Here is a 17,675-nt window from a genome sequence, read left to right as displayed (position 1 = left end):
GTGAAGTAAATAAGCGACCCCCCCCCCACCACAACACCCAACCCCGCGACCTCCCCCCCACCGTAGGGAAGTGTCCTTCTTGTGCTTGCTTATTAAAGGTCAGGTCATGGTAGTCCAACCAACTGTGTCCTTTTCGCCAACCGACGCGATCGCCTAGCTTACAGTAAGTATAATAATCCACTTTATCACCACATTCTAACCAAATTTTTCTCTGGACGCTAAAGCCAAAGCGACCCTGACTATATTTTACCCAAAGTTGGTCAATCGTGCGTAAATCATCACAAGGAAAATTATCAATTGATTCCCTACTGAAATTACCTTCCTGAGTCCGTTTCGCAGCTTTCAGCATCACCTTGATAGTTTCCTGATCCGCCTCTTTCCACTTACCCGCCGCTAATAAATCCCGTAGATTTGTATAGTCAACTCCCCGCGCTGATTTAAGTAAATCTGGTGGAGATGGAGGTGTTTGAGGTGATGATTTAGGTGATGGTTGAGGCGATGGTTGAGATGATGATTTAGGTGATGGTTTTGGTGATGATTGAGGCGATGGTTTTGGTGGATGTGTTTGAGGTAATTGATTGCCAAGCGCCTGCAAAACTTCAGTAGCAGATTGATAACGTTTCTTACTAGCAGGTAGAATCATTTTATCTAAAATCTGACCCAATTCCGAACTAACAGACGTTTTTAAGTTTTCTCGCCACACCCACTCAAACTCGCTCACATCGAATAATTCCAGGGGTTCAACCTGAGTTAACAGACATAGACAAGTCACACCCAAACTATAAATATCACTAGCATAAATAGCTTTACCTGCTGCTTGTTCCGGCGCTGTATATCCAGCACTTCCGATCATCGTTCCCGTTACCGCTAAAGCTGTTTGAGTCGCATATTTCGCCGCGCCAAAGTCAACTAAAACTAATTCACGATTTGACCTCAAAATAATATTTTCTAGCTTGATATCTCGGTGAATAACTTGGCGGGAATGAATGAACTCGAATACTGGCAATAAATTATTAAGCAAGTCGCGAATCTGCGTTTCGCTAAAATATCCCTTAGATTCTAGTGCTTCGGCTAAATTTTCACCGTCGATGAATTCTTGGACTAAATACTGCCGTCCATCTTGACTAAAATATGCTAATAAGTCGGGAATTTGAGAATGTTTACCCAACTGTTCTAGGCGGACTGCTTCAAGCTCAAATAACTCAGCAGCTTTCTGGATACTAGAAGTGCCTTGAAATTGGGGGTAGAATTGTTTAATAACGCAGGGAGGTTTTGAGGGTTTATACTCGTCAATAGCTAGAAAAGTGCGCCCAAATCCCCCTTGTCCAATAATTTTTTGGGCTCCGTAGCGATCGCCCAATAGCAGTTTATTCCCACATTTTTGACAGAATTTTGTATAGCCAGACGGGTTTTGCCATAGGCAATCAGGCTTTAGACACTGGCTCATAAAATATGCTTATAAATTACAGATTAAAGCTCTCGATGCGATGCCAGCGGACATGGTTTTCAATGTGAAACAGCAGATCCGGGTAAGGACATCGCATTGCCTTTCATCGTGTCAACTTAACCCGAAAAACCGCTTAACCCGAAAGCTTGGCAGGGGTTTAAACCCCTGCCAAACAAGGCATTGGCGTGTCCCTAGTTAAACTTTTGTCCCGCACTCAGGACAAAACTTATTGCTCGAAACATTCTTCGCGCCGCAACTCGGACAATAAATCAACTCCGCAGATGGCAACGTGCTGCGTTCCGGCAAACCAACCATTTGAGCATTGCTCTTACCAGGAACTACCATCGGATAGCAGTTTTCGTCCCTCGTCACCTTGACGTTCATCAGCACCGGGCCCTGGTGAGCGAGCATTTGACCGATCGCACCCTGCAACTCATCCCGCCCTGAAACCAGCATCCCCTTCACGCCGTAAGCCTCAGCCAGCATCACAAAATCCGGCATCCCCACAGTCATGTTCGACGACGAATAACGCTCCCCATAGAACGCTTGCTGCCACTGCCGCACCATGCCCTGCCAGCCATTATTTACAATCACAATCTTGACATTAATGCCGTATTGTGCTAAAGTTCCCAGCTCTTGAATATTCATTTGTATGCTAGCGTCGCCAGCAATACAAATCACTTGCTCGTTGGGTAGCGCCATTTTCGCGCCCATCGCCGCCGGCAGCCCGTAACCCATCGTTCCCAAACCAGCGCTCGAAATCCAGCGGCGCGGCCCGTTGTTCAAGAATTGAGCCGACCACATTTGATGTTGACCGACATCCGTCGTGTAGTAAGCATCCGGCGCTTGAGTCGCCAACTCCGAAATCACCTCTTGCGGAGACAAAATGTCTGGGTAATGAGGCACAACTAACGGATAGTCCTCTTTCCAGCGATCGATCCTGTGCAGCCATTCCGCAGTTTGTCCGGGATTCGGCGAAACTCCACTTTCCCGACAGCGGCGCAGCAAATCGAGCAAAACTTGCCGGACATCTCCGACAATCGGCACGTCAGGGCCGCGATTTTTGCCTACTTCCGCCGGGTCGATATCGATGTGAATCACCTTTGCGCGCGCGGCAAACTCGTCTAATTTGCCGGTCACGCGATCGTCAAACCGAGCTCCCACAGCAATCAGCAAATCGCACTCAGTAACGGCAAAATTAGCGTAAGCAGTGCCGTGCATCCCCAGCATTTTCACCGACAAAGGATGGTTTTCATCAAACGCACCTTTGCCCATCAGCGTTGTCGTCACCGGCAATTGGAAAAGTTCGGCCAGTTCCTTAATTTCTTCGTGGGCTGCCGCTGCGATCGCCCCGCCGCCCACATAAAGCAAAGGACGCTTCGCTTCCTTCAGCAAATGGATTGCTTGATTAATTTGCCGGGGATTTCCCTTCACCGTCGGCCGATAGCCCGGAATTCTCACCGCTCCAGGTTCCACGGGCAGATAGTCAAATTCTTCCAAACCCACATCCTTGGGCACATCAACCAACACCGGCCCCGGCCGCCCTGTACTCGCGATGTGGAAAGCTTCTGCCACAATTCGCGCCATATCTCTGGGGTCGCGCACTACATAGGAATGCTTGACAATTGGCAGGGTAATGCCGTAAATATCAGTTTCCTGAAACGCATCAGTGCCGATCGCCGGACGCGGAACTTGACCGGTAATAATTACCATCGGGATCGAATCCATGTGCGCCGTCGCAATCCCCGTCACCAAATTAGTTGCGCCGGGCCCGGAAGTCGCGAAACAAACCCCAACTTGTCCAGTAGCGCGGGCGTAACCGTCGGCCGCGTGGGCTGCACCTTGCTCGTGCCGCACTAGAATGTGTTTGATCGCGCCGGTTTCTTCAGCGCGGTAGAGTTCGTCGTAAAGCGGCAGAATTGCGCCGCCGGGATAACCAAAAATATGCTTGACACCGTGGCGGATCAAGCTGTCGATCAAAGCAAATCCACCAGTTGCACGCTTGATGGCCACTTTAGTTTTTAGTTGCACAGAATTTCCGTCCTTAAACTAATTATGATTTTTAATGAAAGCTTTTATACTACTTTAATCTTAATTAATGAAACTATGAAAATTTAAGTGGTGAGATTTTACGAAAGATTTCTCGATCGGGCTCGCGCCGTCCGATCGAGAAATTGTGGAACAGCAGAGGAAAAACAGCAACAGAGCAAATTGCCGCAGAAAGCCGGTAAACCGGAATAGGACGCTAGCCTATAGCCTTTTTCACGCCCCATGAGGTATACCAGATTCTGCGAATGCCAGGATTTTCGAGCCAAGCGTCTGTACCTCCAGAAACCTGAGACTCGGCTATATGCGCGATCGATTACCGATTACCGATTACCAATTACCAATTACCAATTACCAATTACCAATTACCAATTACCAATTACCAATTACCGAACATACCTCATCTGTCTGAAAAAGCTATAGCATTTGTGATTCGGCATCTTATGCTCTTATGCCTTTAAGACTTTGCGAGTATGGTGCCAAGCTGCCATGCCCATCACCGAAACCAAAAAGCCCAAACTCAGCAACACGATCCGCAAGCCGAGGTCATCCGAACCCACGGCTTTGCTAACAGCATCGGTCAGCGGGCCGGTCAGCGCTAAAGGCAGGCTCAGAGCAATATTAATCGCATTGTTCTCCAAGCCAAAGACTTTTCCCCGCATAGATTCGGGAGTTTTTTCTTGAATCAGAGCCTGCATCGGGCCGTTAATTAAGGAAGCACCAAAACCAAACAGAGCACTTAATCCGAATCCCACCCATAACTGTCGGTTAAAGGCAAACATTGCTAATACAAAACCCATCATCAAGAAACCGATTAAAGGCAGAGGTTTGTGGTGCATTCGATCGCCCCAGTGTCCCAAAAAGGCTGCGCCGAAGACCATTCCGACTCCCGCTGCAGCCAGCAAAAAGCCAAATTGAGTTTCTTTGAGACCTATTTTGCCTGAAAGCGCGATCGCCAGCACCTGAAGCGCCGCAAACACGGAATACAAAATCGTCAACTGCACCATCGCGTTGCTGACAAGGTGATTGTGTTTTAAATAGCGCAAACCTTCTTTGAGATCTTGCCAAGGATGGACGTTTTTGCCACTGCTGCCGGCATGACTTTCTTTGATCCGCATGGCATAGATCAAACCTGCTGATATCAGGTACAACCCGCCCAGCAAAAACTCTTGAGAAGCTGATCCAAAGCTGTGTTTGACCCAACTAAACAGCGGTTCGCCGATCGTCATCCCGACAATAATCCCGCCCATTGTGGACGAGGCGAACAGAGCATTTGCCGACATCAGTCCCTCTCGCCCCACGGCCAGGGGGATGGCGGCCGCTTCTGCCGGAGCAAAAAATTGCGTTACGGTAGAAACCAAAAACGTAATTGCCAGCAAGACGACAAAAGCTTTGGGCAAAAACGGCAAAGCTACAATCAATACGGCTCGAATCACATTGCAGGCGATCAGCATTTGCTTTTTGGAAAAGCGGTCTACGACGATACCGGCGGCCGAACCAAAGACGATCGCCGGCACAGTGTAGGCGATCATCACCGCTGACAGCATAGAATTGTCCGCATTCTGTCCTAGTGTGTAACCACCAGTTTTCACCAGGATAATCAGCAATACATAAAAGATTTTATCCGCCACTTGGGCCAACAACTGGCCCGTCCACAAGGCGAGGAATGGGCGATTTCTCAGTAGGGCATCAAGCCCGCTGCGGTCAGGGGGAGGGCTGGCTGGGTGCATAGGAATAGTTTAACTGACCGCCTCTGGCAATTATAGTTTTCAGCAATACGTGCAAATCTCAGATAGCAAAGTGGAAGCTCGGAAAACTCCTGTCTCCTGCGTTCTTTTTCTGTTTTAGCAGATCCGTGGCGGAGGGCTTGGGTCTTTTTCACTCTACCGCGATCGACCCGAGCCTAGATCCCGCGCTCCGGCAAATGCGAGAATATTGTTAAAGATTGGCGTGCCTCTCCTCGCGAGTACAAAATAAGGTAGTATATTTTACAAAATACTTAATACTAGCAGTGATATTAAAAGATGTCACGCGATTTAAGTAATATAACGAAGGTAGTAAGTGTTAGGAGTGAAAAACTTGAAAAAGGTTGAAGCTATTATTCGCCCCTTTAAACTAGACGAAGTGAAAATCGCACTCGTCAATGCTGGCATTGTGGGGATGACTGTTTCTGAAGTTAGAGGTTTTGGCCGTCAGAAGGGCATGACTGAACGCTATCGCGGTTCTGAATACACCGTTGAGTTCTTGCAAAAGCTCAAGGTCGAGATTGTTGTGGAAAACGATCAGGTTGACATGGTGGTTGATAAAATTATCGCTGCTTCCCGCACGGGCGAGATTGGCGACGGCAAGATTTTCATCTCTCCTGTAGAACAAATTATCCGGATTCGGACTGGGGAAAAGAACCTGGAGGCAATCTAAGATAATGGGGCATTGGGCATCGTTCATCGGTAATTGGTCATCGGTAATTGCCAATTGAGAAAGCCTCTTCCCTGTTCAGTTCTGATTTCTGACGGTGAATATCCAATGCTCCTGTTTTAGTTTTTTTCCTCAGTTGGGGTTGACAATGTTCGCCATTTGTGGTAGTAAAGCTTGGAATGCTCGGCCGCGGTGAGAGTGCGATCGCTTGATATCGGGTGTCATTTCTGCAAAAGTCTGTTGCTGTGCGGGTACGTAGAAAATGGGGTCATATCCGAAACCTCCCGTACCGCGAGGAGTGTGGAGGATTTCGCCCCGACAAATTCCTTCTACTTGCAAGGCAATTGTACCGTCGGGACGGGCGATCGCGATCGCGCAAACAAATTGTGCTTCCCGGTTTTGTTCGTTTCCCAATTCATTGAGAAGTCGAGATATCCTGTCAGCATCGGTTTTCCCGTAGCGTGCCGAGTAAATCCCGGGTTGGCCGTTGAGTGCATCTACCATTAAACCAGAATCATCGGCGATCGACCATTTGCCAGTTGCTTTTGCCACTTCAGACGCCTTCAAGCAAGCATTAGCAATAAAAGTTTCGCCAGTTTCCTCGATTTCCAACTCTTCCGGTTTGAGCTGCAATTCCCATCCCAAATCCTGAAGATAAACTTGCATTTCCTTGAGTTTACCCGGATTGCCGGTAGCTACAACTAGCAATTTGCGATCGGTCATTATTTCTGTTAAAACTTACGGATCTATATTAACAAAAGATTGGGAGAAAGGTTGCAACAAAATTCCCAAAATCTTATCAACATCTTGAATATAGTATTCAATTGGATCAATATAAACAGTAGTTTCCTCCAAAATCAAGAATTTCCAGTTAGTTCCAGTCGTCACCGCGCCGTAAATGCGATCGACCTCACTGTCTTGGTTTTGATTGAAACATTGAGCCGCTACCATTGCAGCCACGCATTGACCCAAACCGCCAATAATATCTTCCTTTTTCGCCTCAAAAATTGTTATAACCGGAGCACTGATGAACAATTGTTCTGGAGATCCGCTAATAATATAATCGCAAAATCCTTGCAAGCCTCTTTCTGGATCGACGGTAAAATCCTTACCGGAAAACAGAGAAACTCGTTTGTTTAACAATCGCCGAGCTTCTGCTAGAATCGGGGCAATTAAAAATTCCGAGCGAGCTTTTTCTGTGGAAATAAAAGTTGCTAGCGGTACATAATCGCTCAGGATTGTTGTTAAGATTTCTGAGGGTGCAACTGGTTTTGTATAAGCAAATAAATTGCGGCTTTCATCTAAGGTTAATCCAAAATCTTTTTTGACTCTCGCAAGGCTGAAATCGCTGTAAGCCATCTTTTTTTATCCTAAAACTTAACTGATATAGCAATAGTATTTCATTGGTGACTAAGATTTTTTTTTACGAACCGCGAAGACGCGAAGGACGCTAAGGAAGAGAAATAGTTCACAATTGAGGGGAGCATTGCTATGGTAATACTATTTTATTTATGAAGAAGATTTTTTTAACCGCAGAGGGCGCAGAGGACACAGAGAAATAGAAATTTGAGATTAACTCATCCGCGTTCATCTGCGTTTATCTGCGGTTGAAAACTCCGATTAATTATGCGCCCAATTTTTCGCCCAGTTTAAGTTGTGCATAACTTCTTTCAATGTCGCTGCTTCTGAATACAGCCGCAACACTGGTTCGGTTCCGCTAAACCGAATTAACAGCCAACTTCCCTCGGCTAAGCGGAATTTATATCCGTCAACTTTGTTGCAATCTACAACTGCTTTGCCGGCGATTTCTGTTAAAGGTTGATTTTGCAGCAGCGACAGCAAACGCGACCTTTCTTCCATGTTTGCTAGGTGCAAGTCGATTCTGTCATAAGCTGATGTAAAGCTTGTTTCTTGTTGCAGTCGGCTGTAAATTTCGCTTAAGTCTTCCCCGGATTTGACAACTGCTTCTAACAAATACAGCGCTGACAGCAAAGCATCTCGTTCGGGAATGTGTGTACCGTAGCCAATTCCTCCCGATTCTTCGCCGCCGACTAACACTTCGGTGGTTAACATTCGATCGGCTATATACTTGTAACCGATCGGCGTTTCAAATAAAGGTAAGTCGTACAGCTTGGCAATTTTGGGAATTATGTCTGAACCGCTGACTGTTTTGATGACTTCCCCCGTCAAGCCGCGCCGTTTTGCTAAATGTTCGATTAATATGGGAACTAGGATTTGTGAACTGAGAAAGTTGCCGCTAGAGTCAACGGCTGCAATTCGATCGCTATCTCCGTCAAATACAAATCCGATCGACAAACCAGAACTTTTTCGCTGGTGAGTTCGCATCACCCGAAATAACTGCGACAGGTAGCGCGGCAAAGGTTCCGGTGCACCGCCGCCGAACAGCGGATCTCGATCGCTGTTGACTTCGTGCACTGTTTCTTCTAAAATTTGAGCTAATCCTCCTGCTGCTGCACCGTGCATTACATCTACAAATACTGTAATTTTACCGCTGGCGATCGCCTCTTTAATTGCCTCAATATCTACCATTTCCCGCAAGGTTTTGCAGTAAGCCGGCCAAGGATTGAAATTCTCCAATTTCCCGGGATTTGCTGAAAGTGCCGCCGGATTGTCGAATTTTTCTTCTATCTGTTGAGTAACTTCCGGCGAAACTGACCCGCCAAATCCGCCCTTGACTTTTAACCCTAAATATGAGCCGGGATTGTGGCTGGCGGTCAGGACGATCGCACCCAAAGCATTTAATTGTTTGGCAGCTAAACTGAAAGCTGGAGTGGGGGCGTAGGATTCGCTCAGCAGCACGTCAAATCCTGCGTTTTGGACGGCAATAGCCGCTGTTTTGGCAAATTCTTCAGCCAGAAATCGGCGGTCGTGACCGACAATTACGGTACCGCTGCTGCCATCGCTGCTGCCGGTTTGTGCGAGAACTTGTGCCGCTAAGGGAGCGACTAACGCTACGCGATCGAATGTAAAATCGTCAGCAATGATGCCGCGCCAGCCATCTGTACCGAATTTAATAGGATTCATTTAGTCACAAGTCATGAGTCACCCGTCTATTTTATGGGTTTATTAGTCGATCGTCATCCGATTTTAGATTTTAGATTTTAGATTTTAGATTTTGGAATCGCTCCCACAGCCTGTACTGTGGCTGTTGACTGTTGACGGCTTACTGTTAGTTGTCATTAGCCTTGCTTGATAGATGATGTTGGGCGGAGTGAAACGGAGGGTTCGTCCCTCAACCCAACCTACTAATTACTGTTAACTGCCAACTGTCAACTGTCAACTGTCAACTGACTAAAAGAATGCCGGTTGGTGGCGGATCAAATTCAGGAATTCTTCGCGAGTTTTCTGTTCCTCTTGAAACACGCCCAACATTGCACTCGTAACCGTCCAAGCACCGGGTTTTTGCACACCCCGCATCGTCATGCACATATGGCTGGCTTCCATTACTACAGCTACTCCCTGCGGTTCCAATATTGTCTGAACTGCTTCGGCAACTTGACGAGTCAAACGTTCTTGCACCTGCAACCGACGGCTGTACATCTCGACAATTCTGGCTAATTTGCTCAGTCCCACTACTTTTTGGTTGGGAATGTAAGCGACGTGAACTCGACCCATAAACGGCAGCATATGGTGTTCGCACATACTGAATACGCTGATGTCTCGTACCAGTACCATTTCGTTGTGACCTTCGTCAAAGATAGCGCCGTTAAGAAGTTCTTCGAGGGATTGAGTGTAGCCGCTGGTGAGAAACCGCATTGCTTCTGCTACCCGCTTCGGGGTTTTGAGCAATCCTTCGCGTTCGGGGTCTTCTCCTACTCCCAGCAGCAAGGTGCGAACGGCCTCCATCATTTCTTCCTGGCCTACTTCGGAGGGTACGGGTACGTTGGATTCTTGACCGTGCGAGGAATTGCGATCGGGTCGAGTGGGGATGCGCGGGGAGTTGTTCTCTGCGGTTTGTAACAGTTTCATGCTGTCAGTCGAGATTGAGTTCGAGCCATTGGAATCGGCGGAAGATGCAATTGTCATAACAAGTTAGTGTGAGGGTCGATCTATTTTCGATTTTGGATTTTCGATTTTCGATTGGGAGAGAGCTATCTATTTTCGATTGGGAGAGAGCTATCTATTTTCGATTTTCGATTTTGGATTTTTGATTGGGGGATAGAGTTAGAGATTCAAAGATTGTTGAATTCGAGAAAAATCCAGCAGTCTACAATCTCAAGTTCACAAAACTCCAGCGTTGGACATGAGCGTGATTTCTTCAATTACGGCACTTGCTGGCAACTGAACTGCGTGCAGAATTGATTGGGCGACGATTTCTGGGGTTAACATGGCGTTGCGATCGAAGTCGGCGTCCACGGTGTCTGTGTCCCACATGGGAGTGTTGACAGAACCCGGACAGATTGCTGTTACGCGAATTCCGTGAGCCCGTTCTTCGGCGGCTAAGGTTTTAGACAAAGCCATGAGACCAAATTTGCTGACGCAGTAGGCTCCCCAGTTGGGGAAGGTTTGGCTGCCGGCGATCGAGGAAACGTTGATGATGATTCCCGATCCGCGATCGCGCATGGACGGCAAAACTCCTAGAATGCACTGCCAAACGCTAGTAAGATTGAGGTCTAGAACTTTCTGCCAGTCGGCTAGGGACGTTTCCGTCAATGAGCCGGTGTAGCCCATACCCGCGCTGTTGACCAGGATATCTACGGCACCGAATTGAGCTGCGATCGCGCTGATGCTGCTTTGCACTTGCTCAATTTTTGCCAAGTCTAAGGGATAAGCTTCTGCTTTCACTCCGACTTCTCGGGCTGCTGCGGCAACGGCTTCTAAGTTTTCCGACTCTCGGCTAACTAAGGCCAGATTTATGCCCTCGGCGGCGAACGCTAGAGCCGTCGCTTTGCCAATACCGCTGCTGGCTCCGGTAATCAGAGCCTGCTTTGTTGTTGGATGGTTCATTCAGTGTCCTAATACTTTCGCTCGACAACTCCCTACAGCGTTGCAGCCTTCTGAGGCAAATTAGACAACTGTCTGCTGCGGGCGATAACAGTTAATTATGAGATGAACATTAAGAACTGTTAAGCCGTGTCACCTGAGAAATTATAACACTGCTGACTGATTCGCAGAATAGTGACTGGTGAGTTATCAGTTATGAGTTGGAGGTTAAGAGATTTTCACTCATAACTGATAACTCTGAATCGATCGGATCAAGCCGCAATTTCAGTGAATACACCGATATCGCGAAACTTTTGATACCGCATCTGGCGCCGCTGCTGGCCAGTAAGCTGTGTCAGTTCTGCTAAGTTTTCTAACAAAGCCTGTTTGAGTATGGACGCAGCTTTGAGGGGATTCGAGTGAGCGCCACCGATCGGCTCGGGGACTATTTGATCGAGAATGCCGAGGTTTTTCAAATCCCAGGAGGTGATTTTGAGGGCTTCTGCGGCTAAGTTAGCTTTGCCAGAATCTTTCCAGAGGATGGCCGCGCAAGCTTCTGGGGTGGCGACGGTGTAGACGGAATGTTCCAGCATCAACAGCCGCTCGCCGACACCGATACCCAAAGCGCCGCCGGAACCGCCTTCGCCTATGACGGTGCAAATAATGGGAACGTCGAGGCGAAACATTTCTCGGAGGTTGCAGGCGATCGCCTCTCCCTGTCCGAGCTGTTCTGCTTCTAAGCCCGCCCAAGCCCCCGGAGTGTCGATAAAGGTGAAAATTGGCATTCCGAAGCGATCGGCGTGTTCCATCAATCGCAGGGCTTTGCGGTAGCCACCGGGAGCAGCCATGCCGAAGTTGCGGGCGATATTGTCTTTAGTGTCACGGCCTTTTTGATGGCCGATAATGACTGTGGGACGCCCGTCTATGCGGGCAATTCCGCCGACGAGGGCCGGGTCGTCTCCGCCACGCCGATCGCCGTGAAGCTCGATCCACTCGTCGCTAATGGCCTGAATGTAATCGAGGGTGCTGGGGCGGCGCGGGTGACGGGCGAGTTGCAGCCGCTGCATGGGGGACAAGCTGCTGAAGATTTCTTGTCGCAGTTGGGTGGAGCGAGCTTCGAGTTTGCGAATTTCGTCGGTAACATCGACGCTGTTTTCTTCGGCGAGTTCGCGAATCTGGTGAATTCGGGTTTCGAGTTCGGCCAGGGGCTTTTCAAAATCTAGGAGTAAGGGTTTACGGTCTGGGTGTGGCACGCGGATAATTTCTATAAGGTTTTAAGGTTTTGTCGATCGACTATTTCCAGATCCTACCCTGTCAGGGGATGGTAAAAAAGACGGAAAAATAGGAAACTTTGAGTTTTAAATTTTGTATGATATCAAATTCGGTCACATCCTAATTATCATATAGCGCGAGCGGGAAGCTCCCGCTCCACTCCGAAAAATATTATTCCGCTCCAACGAAATAGTCAACAGTTAAAATTTCAAATTTAACTGTTGACTCTTAACATCAAACTGACATTAATAAAGGTCGGAAACCGTGTTTGACAGAAATAAGACCGATTTGCTCCATCTTCTCCACAGTAATTTGATTCCGTCCCCAAGAAAAATTGGTATACATTTTTTCAAATTCCAGCAGCATTGATTCAGCAAAACAAGCAAACAACTGTCGGCCCGGTACATCCATATTGACAATCTTCATAATTTTCCACTCAATATCGAGGGAATGCTCCACAATGCCGCCATTGAGTACGTAAATTTCTGGATGCTGAACCTGAGTTGCCAAATTTTTCGGATAGCCACCATCAATCAATAAACACGGTTGCTTCAAAGTCTTAGGGTCAATTTCTACTCCCTTGGGCATACTGGCTACCCACACTACAATATCCGCTTGGGGCAGGGCTTCTTCCAAATCCATAATTTTGCCTCGCCCCAATTCCGATTGCAAATCTTGCAATCGTTCTTTGTCGCGGGCAATGAGCAACAATTCTGCTACATTTGTTTTAAGATTGAGCCAGCGACACACAGCACTGCCAATATCGCCAGTAGCACCACAAACGGCTACAGTGGCTTTTGAAAGTTCAATCCCCAATTTGGGGGCTGCTTCTTCTACTTGGCGGCAGAGGATGTATGCCGTGTGAGTGTTACCAGTGGTGAAGCGCTCGAACTCCAACTTGAGATTGCGAATTTGCTTAATTTGCTGCAAGTTGAAAGTCTCAAAAATGATCGAAGAAAAGCCACCTAAAGCAGTGATGTTAATCCCGTTTTTTTGAGCGTGTGCCATCGCATTAAGGATTTTGCGAGTGGCTGCTTTAATACGGCGAGTCGCTAGCATTTCTGGCAGAAAACAGGACTCCACATAGCGGCCTTCTATTTTTTGTCCAGTGATGCTTGTTACCGTGATCTGATCAACTATTTGGGGCGGTGCGCTGCACCAAAAATCGAGACCTTGATCGGCATATTCTGGATAGCCCAGCTCGTTAGCTACTGATTGGGCGTGTTCTAAGCTGGTTAAGTGACCGATTAGACCAAACATTAAGTTGTCAAATGAAGGAAGTTGAAAGAAGGAAGATGGAAGAAGGAAGATGGAAGATGGGAAGATTAAAAATTTATATTTTAAAATGAGTTATCCCATTTTTAATTTTTAATTTTTAATTTTTTTCCCATTCCTTATTTTCCAATTAACTAGGCTGCGAGACCTTGTGCTGACATCCGCATAATATCGCGGTTGTTAAAGCCTATGTTGCCGAGGGCTTCGCCGTAGGCAATCATAAAGTCTTCGATTAAAGCGTCTTTTTCCATTCCCAAGACGCGGGCATCGTCTGCGACAGAGTTGAGCAGTCTCCAGATGATGGGCAGGTTTTGGCGGTTGGCGGCTTCTAGTTCGGCTTTGGATGCCTCAAAGTGAGCTTGCAGCCAGACTTCCCCAAAGTTGAGGTGGCTGTATTCTTCTTTGACGACGCCTTCGGTGATTTTGCGAGCAAAGTCATCGGCGACGGGGATGTAGATGTTGTAAGCTGCGATCGCAAAACACTCGATAATTAGCGATTGAATCAACAAGCAAGTTACAATCTGACCTTGAGCCGCGGCCGTTTGGAAGTTTCTGTGCAGTTCCGAAAAGAACTGCTTGGCAAATGCCATGTCCGGCGTGACTTTAAGATTCCGGCCACAAGCTTGGAAGCCTTTCATGTGGCGGTTCTCCATCTTGGACAAGCCAATTAACTCTGCTTTTTTGTCAGCCAACAGTTCGGCCAGTGTCAGGTAATTGTCGTGAGCTTCTTGTTCGCCTTCAATCACAATGGCGTTGATGCGGCTGTAAGCATCTTTGTAAGTTTCGGTTTGAAAGTCAATTGTTGGGCTAGCCTCAAGCTGGGGCATAGATATGTAGTCTCCTCATATAAGCTTGTGGGATGTTTGGAAACCCCTTTAAAATTGGGGGTCAGTGACAGTGCACTTTACCTTTTTTGAACGCACCCCATCTAAATCAGAGATTATAGCTGAGGATTCTTTCGACAAAGAAATTTTCTTTGACGTTCCGGGAAAAACTGGCGTCCTCAGCGTGTTTGCCGGACTATTGCCGTCGTACACTCCAGAAAGACTATCGCTAGAATGCTATCTATTTACTAATTACTTGAATTAGTCGTTAGTCGCTCTTTTTCCGGAAAATAGATTATAGAAAGACGGTCTATGTCTCCACCCTTAAGGGTTTTACAGTACCAACTCTATCTATAACATTATATCTTAATTACAAGTTCCTCCCTGGGTACTCCTTCTTTCCCTCTACGACATATTATGTTGTATGGGAATCTGGGGGGCGATCGGGTGCGAGAACCTTACAGGCTTATTATTTTAGGTTAATTCACAAATTTATGGGTAAATCCTTTGACAGGTCTCAAGCGCTGGAACTGCTGAGTTTTATTTTGTTGCTAGCGGGTGCTGGGCTGGTGCTGCTGCCACTGGCTGCTGTATTTTTGGTTTCTCTATCACCATCTGGTGTCGGTGTCAAGGCCACAGACCTGACTTTTGCGAACTATCAGGAGGCTTGGCGACGTGGCAATTTTTTGTTGGCATTCCTTAATTCTACTCTAGTGGCGATCGCAGTGACTGGTTTTCAGGTTGTGACTTCTGCTTTGGCCGGTTATGCTTTGGCCAGGCTGAAGTTTCGGGGGCGACAGGCCCTAGTTTTGGGGGTTTTGGCGACGCTGGTAATTCCGTTTCAGCTTTTGGTGATTCCGATTTTCTTGGTTTTGAAGTGGGGCCATCTGCTGAATACTTACGGGGCTCTGATTTTGCCTACGGCGGCTAACGGTTTTGGGATTTTTCTGCTGCGCCAGTATTTTATGACTGTTCCCGTGGAGTTAGAGGAGGCGGCAATGCTGGATGGGGCTAACCGCTGGCAGGTTTTGTGGCAGGTGATGTTACCTTTGGCCCGCCCTGCTTTGGTGACGCTGTTTTTGTTTACCTTTATCGGGGAGTGGAACGATTTGTTTAAGCCGCTGGTGTTTACGACGCGGCCGGAGTTGCGGACTGTGCAGTTGGTTCTGGCTGAGTTTCAGGAACAGTTTACTAGCAGTTGGCAGTTGTTGATGGCGGCGGTGGTAATTGGAACAGTGCCGGTGGTATTGCTGTTTTTAGCCGGTCAACGGCAGTTTATTCGGGGGATTGCGGCGACGGGGATTAAGAATTGAGTTGGAGAGGGATTGGCAATTAAGTTTGTAGTCATTTGTGGAACCATTCTCAAGAACAGGCAAGATGCCTGTTCCACAAAGAGTTAACTTTCTTGTGGAACAGGCATCTTGCCTGTTGCTGACATTGATGGCGCTAGGTGAGTTTGTAGTGAAGGAGGCGATTGAACTCGCTACTATACAAACGAAGTCCACTTTAAGCGGACTAAGAGATAAAGGGCATATCAAAGCTGTATTATGTGAATCTATGAAAAAACTCGGTTTATTTTTATTTATCGTATCTTTTCTACCGTGGTTGGCCGTCTTATTTGTTGTGCCCTTCCTGCCGCTGGACATTACCCAAAAAACTACTTTATCTGTCGTTCTGGCTGTTGGGGCAGAAGTTTGTTTTTGGATTAGCGTGGTGCTGTTGGGGAAAGAAGTCGTTACCAAATATCGGCGTTATTTGCATCCCCGCTATCTTTGGAAAAAAATCAAAAATTTTAACCGCAGATGAACAGGACTCGACGCAGATAATCAGCGGGGATGTTAGCGTTGATCTGCGGTCAATGTTGAGCTATTCGCTGAAAATTTGCAAGCGAATAGAGCGTTCTCCGTCTCCGAAATCCACTTCTATCTTTTCTCCCGAAAGACTGTCCAAGCATCCCAAAAGCAACCGCAAATTGGGTGTGCTTGCTCCTGTATCCACGTACAATCTATCTGCCAAACTGCCTAAACGCTTCCAAATTGTGTAGAGTTTGACTACTGTTTGTTCTAGCTGTGCGGCTTGTTTTACAACGTCGGCGGTGGTTCCCAAACAGCCTACTCGCAAAGATTCTTCTAATGCCATTTCCATGTCTAAGTGAGACTGATTCAGAGCTTGCACTTGGGCGGCGGCGTCGAGATATTTTGATAAGTTCTTGGCGTCGGATGTTAGCTGTTTGACAGTATCTACGTCGGGATTTTCTGCTACTTCTTTTTGAATTTCGCTTTGGTGAGATGGGGAGAGTTTCTCCATTTCTTTGACTAAAGGAGCGAGGTAGCGGGAAGGTAGAGAACCGGTAGATGCTTTTTCTTTGACTTCTTCTGGCAATAAATCTGAGTTCATTGCCATCCATTCGTCGGAGAGTTGTTTGACTTCGCGGCGGGTAATGCGATCGCCACTTGCTGCAGCATCTGTTACCATTTGCTGCACTTCGGGAGATGCTTTGGCGGTTTCTACAAAGGCTCTTTTGCTGAAGTTTCTAATGGAATTTGGGTCTAAATCTCCTTGCTGGATCAGAGTATCGGCACTATTAGCTAATTCTATCAAAGAATAGGCTTGACTTTTGCCAATTTCTCTTTCTTTGAGCCAGTTCAAAAAGCCAGTGCCGCGTCCTTCGCCACCTTTTTTTTCTCTGTCTCTAACTGTTCGGAGAATGCGTCCCCGCCAGATGTCGGTTTGCAAGTCGAAGCGATCGCACACTTTCCAGGCATTGTCAACCTGATTTTCAAAGTCAAACTCTGGTATTTGTTCGTCTTCGGGGTCTGGCAATTGGAAATTGATATCGGTAAAGCCGTTGAGGGCTTCTGCAAGTTCTGCGGGATTTAGGGGGACTTCAGCCATTAGGAAAAATTTGTGTAGTGCAACAGCCGGTTTAATTGGGAACTTGCACGGGTTGACAGTTCAGACGCTATATGTAGCGGTAAGGTAGGCAAGATTTACCTACTAATAGAGCTTTTGTGCAAGTCATATCATTATTGCACGATGGGGGGCGATCGGGCGATCGCTACCTGCACAAAAAATCTTCTCCGAGAGTGGCCGCACAGCGTCGCAATAATAAAAAAGTCGGTGGCACAGATAGTCGGGTATTTTGAAGCAAGAACCATTAACAGGATAGTTAAAGGAACTAATTACCAACTAAAACGGCGATACTTTATCGCGTTCAATCTCCTCGTGGGGAGTCGTTTTGCCGTTCAAAATTGTGCCATCCTCGGGTAGATTGTCTACTCTATCGCGTTTCCTAAAGCGATAGAGTAGACAACCACCACATAGAGAATCGGCACCATAAACAAACTCAAGAAAGTAGAAACCACCATCCCCCCGGCGATCGCATTCCCTAGCGATCGGCGGCTCGCTGCACCCGCACCTTCCGGGTTAACTAGAGGAGCAATACCCAAAAT

General features: G+C 47.2%; 19 protein-coding genes. 6 read left to right on the top strand and 13 right to left on the bottom strand.

The genetic code is table 11. The features are described 5' to 3' along the window. Both QUA40_RS20470 and ilvB read right to left on the bottom strand, forming a co-directional pair. Nucleotides 1-1,447, bottom strand: a 1,447-nt coding sequence (locus QUA40_RS20470; protein ID WP_333129163.1) for a serine/threonine-protein kinase, incomplete at its 3' end; no start/stop codon positions are given. Between the two features lie 195 nt (nt 1,448-1,642). Beyond that, a complete protein-coding gene (ilvB, locus tag QUA40_RS20465) occupies nt 1,643-3,478 on the bottom strand; it encodes a biosynthetic-type acetolactate synthase large subunit (RefSeq protein WP_333129161.1) in 1,836 nt (611 codons plus the stop codon). 87 nt (nt 3,479-3,565) lie between these two features. On the opposite strand from ilvB, the gene QUA40_RS20460 reads away from it, so the two are divergent. Further along, a complete protein-coding gene (locus QUA40_RS20460; RefSeq protein WP_333129158.1) occupies nt 3,566-3,688 on the top strand; it encodes a hypothetical protein in 123 nt (40 codons plus the stop codon). A gap of 254 nt (nt 3,689-3,942) precedes the next feature. On the opposite strand, the gene QUA40_RS20455 is transcribed toward QUA40_RS20460, so the two are convergent. Then, nucleotides 3,943-5,223 (bottom strand): MFS transporter, encoded by a 1,281-nt coding sequence (locus QUA40_RS20455; RefSeq protein WP_333129154.1) that lies wholly within the window; start codon nt 5,221-5,223, stop codon nt 3,943-3,945. 349 nt (nt 5,224-5,572) lie between these two features. Between QUA40_RS20455 and QUA40_RS20450 the strand changes: the two genes are divergently transcribed. Beyond that, nucleotides 5,573-5,911 (top strand): P-II family nitrogen regulator, encoded by a 339-nt coding sequence (locus tag QUA40_RS20450; RefSeq protein WP_006633346.1) that lies wholly within the window; start codon nt 5,573-5,575, stop codon nt 5,909-5,911. A 129-nt stretch (nt 5,912-6,040) separates the two neighbouring features. On the opposite strand, the gene rdgB is transcribed toward QUA40_RS20450, so the two are convergent. From rdgB to QUA40_RS20410, 8 genes are all read right to left on the bottom strand, one after another. After that, entirely contained in the window at nt 6,041-6,631 is a 591-nt protein-coding gene (gene rdgB, locus QUA40_RS20445; protein WP_333129151.1) for an RdgB/HAM1 family non-canonical purine NTP pyrophosphatase, read from the bottom strand. A gap of 15 nt (nt 6,632-6,646) precedes the next feature. Next, entirely contained in the window at nt 6,647-7,267 is a 621-nt protein-coding gene (locus tag QUA40_RS20440; RefSeq protein WP_333129149.1) for a hypothetical protein, read from the bottom strand. A 261-nt stretch (nt 7,268-7,528) separates the two neighbouring features. After that, nucleotides 7,529-8,953 (bottom strand): phosphoglucomutase/phosphomannomutase family protein, encoded by a 1,425-nt coding sequence (locus tag QUA40_RS20435; RefSeq protein WP_333129147.1) that lies wholly within the window; start codon nt 8,951-8,953, stop codon nt 7,529-7,531. A gap of 267 nt (nt 8,954-9,220) precedes the next feature. Continuing rightward, the gene (folE, locus tag QUA40_RS20430; RefSeq protein WP_333129145.1) at nt 9,221-9,955 is read right to left on the bottom strand and encodes a GTP cyclohydrolase I FolE; all 735 of its coding nucleotides are present in this window, start codon (nt 9,953-9,955) and stop codon (nt 9,221-9,223) included. Nucleotides 9,956-10,150: 195 nt separating this feature from the next. After that, complete coding sequence (locus tag QUA40_RS20425; protein WP_333129143.1) at nt 10,151-10,876, bottom strand: SDR family oxidoreductase; 726 nt, start codon at nt 10,874-10,876, stop codon at nt 10,151-10,153. Nucleotides 10,877-11,124: 248 nt separating this feature from the next. Beyond that, the gene (gene accA, locus QUA40_RS20420) at nt 11,125-12,105 is read right to left on the bottom strand and encodes an acetyl-CoA carboxylase carboxyl transferase subunit alpha (protein ID WP_333129140.1); all 981 of its coding nucleotides are present in this window, start codon (nt 12,103-12,105) and stop codon (nt 11,125-11,127) included. A 253-nt stretch (nt 12,106-12,358) separates the two neighbouring features. After that, nucleotides 12,359-13,384, bottom strand: coding sequence for a long-chain acyl-[acyl-carrier-protein] reductase (locus tag QUA40_RS20415; RefSeq protein WP_333129138.1), 1,026 nt, complete (start codon nt 13,382-13,384; stop codon nt 12,359-12,361). A gap of 149 nt (nt 13,385-13,533) precedes the next feature. After that, nucleotides 13,534-14,226: an aldehyde oxygenase (deformylating) gene (locus QUA40_RS20410; protein WP_333129137.1), complete on the bottom strand. Its 693-nt coding sequence runs from the start codon at nt 14,224-14,226 to the stop codon at nt 13,534-13,536. A 70-nt stretch (nt 14,227-14,296) separates the two neighbouring features. Between QUA40_RS20410 and QUA40_RS20405 the strand changes: the two genes are divergently transcribed. The 3 genes from QUA40_RS20405 to QUA40_RS20395 all read left to right on the top strand — a co-directional run bounded on the left by QUA40_RS20405 (nt 14,297) and on the right by QUA40_RS20395 (nt 16,029). Further along, a complete protein-coding gene (locus QUA40_RS20405) occupies nt 14,297-14,488 on the top strand; it encodes a hypothetical protein (protein WP_333129135.1) in 192 nt (63 codons plus the stop codon). A 229-nt stretch (nt 14,489-14,717) separates the two neighbouring features. After that, a complete protein-coding gene (locus QUA40_RS20400) occupies nt 14,718-15,536 on the top strand; it encodes a carbohydrate ABC transporter permease (protein ID WP_333129133.1) in 819 nt (272 codons plus the stop codon). A gap of 64 nt (nt 15,537-15,600) precedes the next feature. Next, a complete protein-coding gene (locus tag QUA40_RS20395) occupies nt 15,601-16,029 on the top strand; it encodes a transporter suffix domain-containing protein (protein ID WP_333129131.1) in 429 nt (142 codons plus the stop codon). 60 nt (nt 16,030-16,089) lie between these two features. On the opposite strand, the gene QUA40_RS20390 is transcribed toward QUA40_RS20395, so the two are convergent. Then, the gene (locus QUA40_RS20390; protein ID WP_333129130.1) at nt 16,090-17,118 is read right to left on the bottom strand and encodes a hypothetical protein; all 1,029 of its coding nucleotides are present in this window, start codon (nt 17,116-17,118) and stop codon (nt 16,090-16,092) included. Between the two features lie 116 nt (nt 17,119-17,234). Between QUA40_RS20390 and QUA40_RS20385 the strand changes: the two genes are divergently transcribed. Next, nucleotides 17,235-17,369 (top strand): hypothetical protein, encoded by a 135-nt coding sequence (locus tag QUA40_RS20385; RefSeq protein ID WP_333129126.1) that lies wholly within the window; start codon nt 17,235-17,237, stop codon nt 17,367-17,369. Nucleotides 17,370-17,498: 129 nt separating this feature from the next. Here QUA40_RS20385 and QUA40_RS20380 read toward each other — a convergent pair whose 3' ends face one another. After that, on the bottom strand, nt 17,499-17,672 hold the full coding sequence (locus QUA40_RS20380; protein ID WP_333129178.1) for an efflux RND transporter permease subunit: 174 nt from the start codon (nt 17,670-17,672) through the stop codon (nt 17,499-17,501). Nucleotides 17,673-17,675 lie beyond the last annotated feature (3 nt).

This window comes from Microcoleus sp. Pol11C3, from assembly GCF_036701485.1.
GTDB lineage: Bacteria > Cyanobacteriota > Cyanobacteriia > Cyanobacteriales > Microcoleaceae > Microcoleus.
Note: the sequence above shows the minus strand (reverse complement) of the source record. Positions and strands in the feature narration are given on the sequence as shown.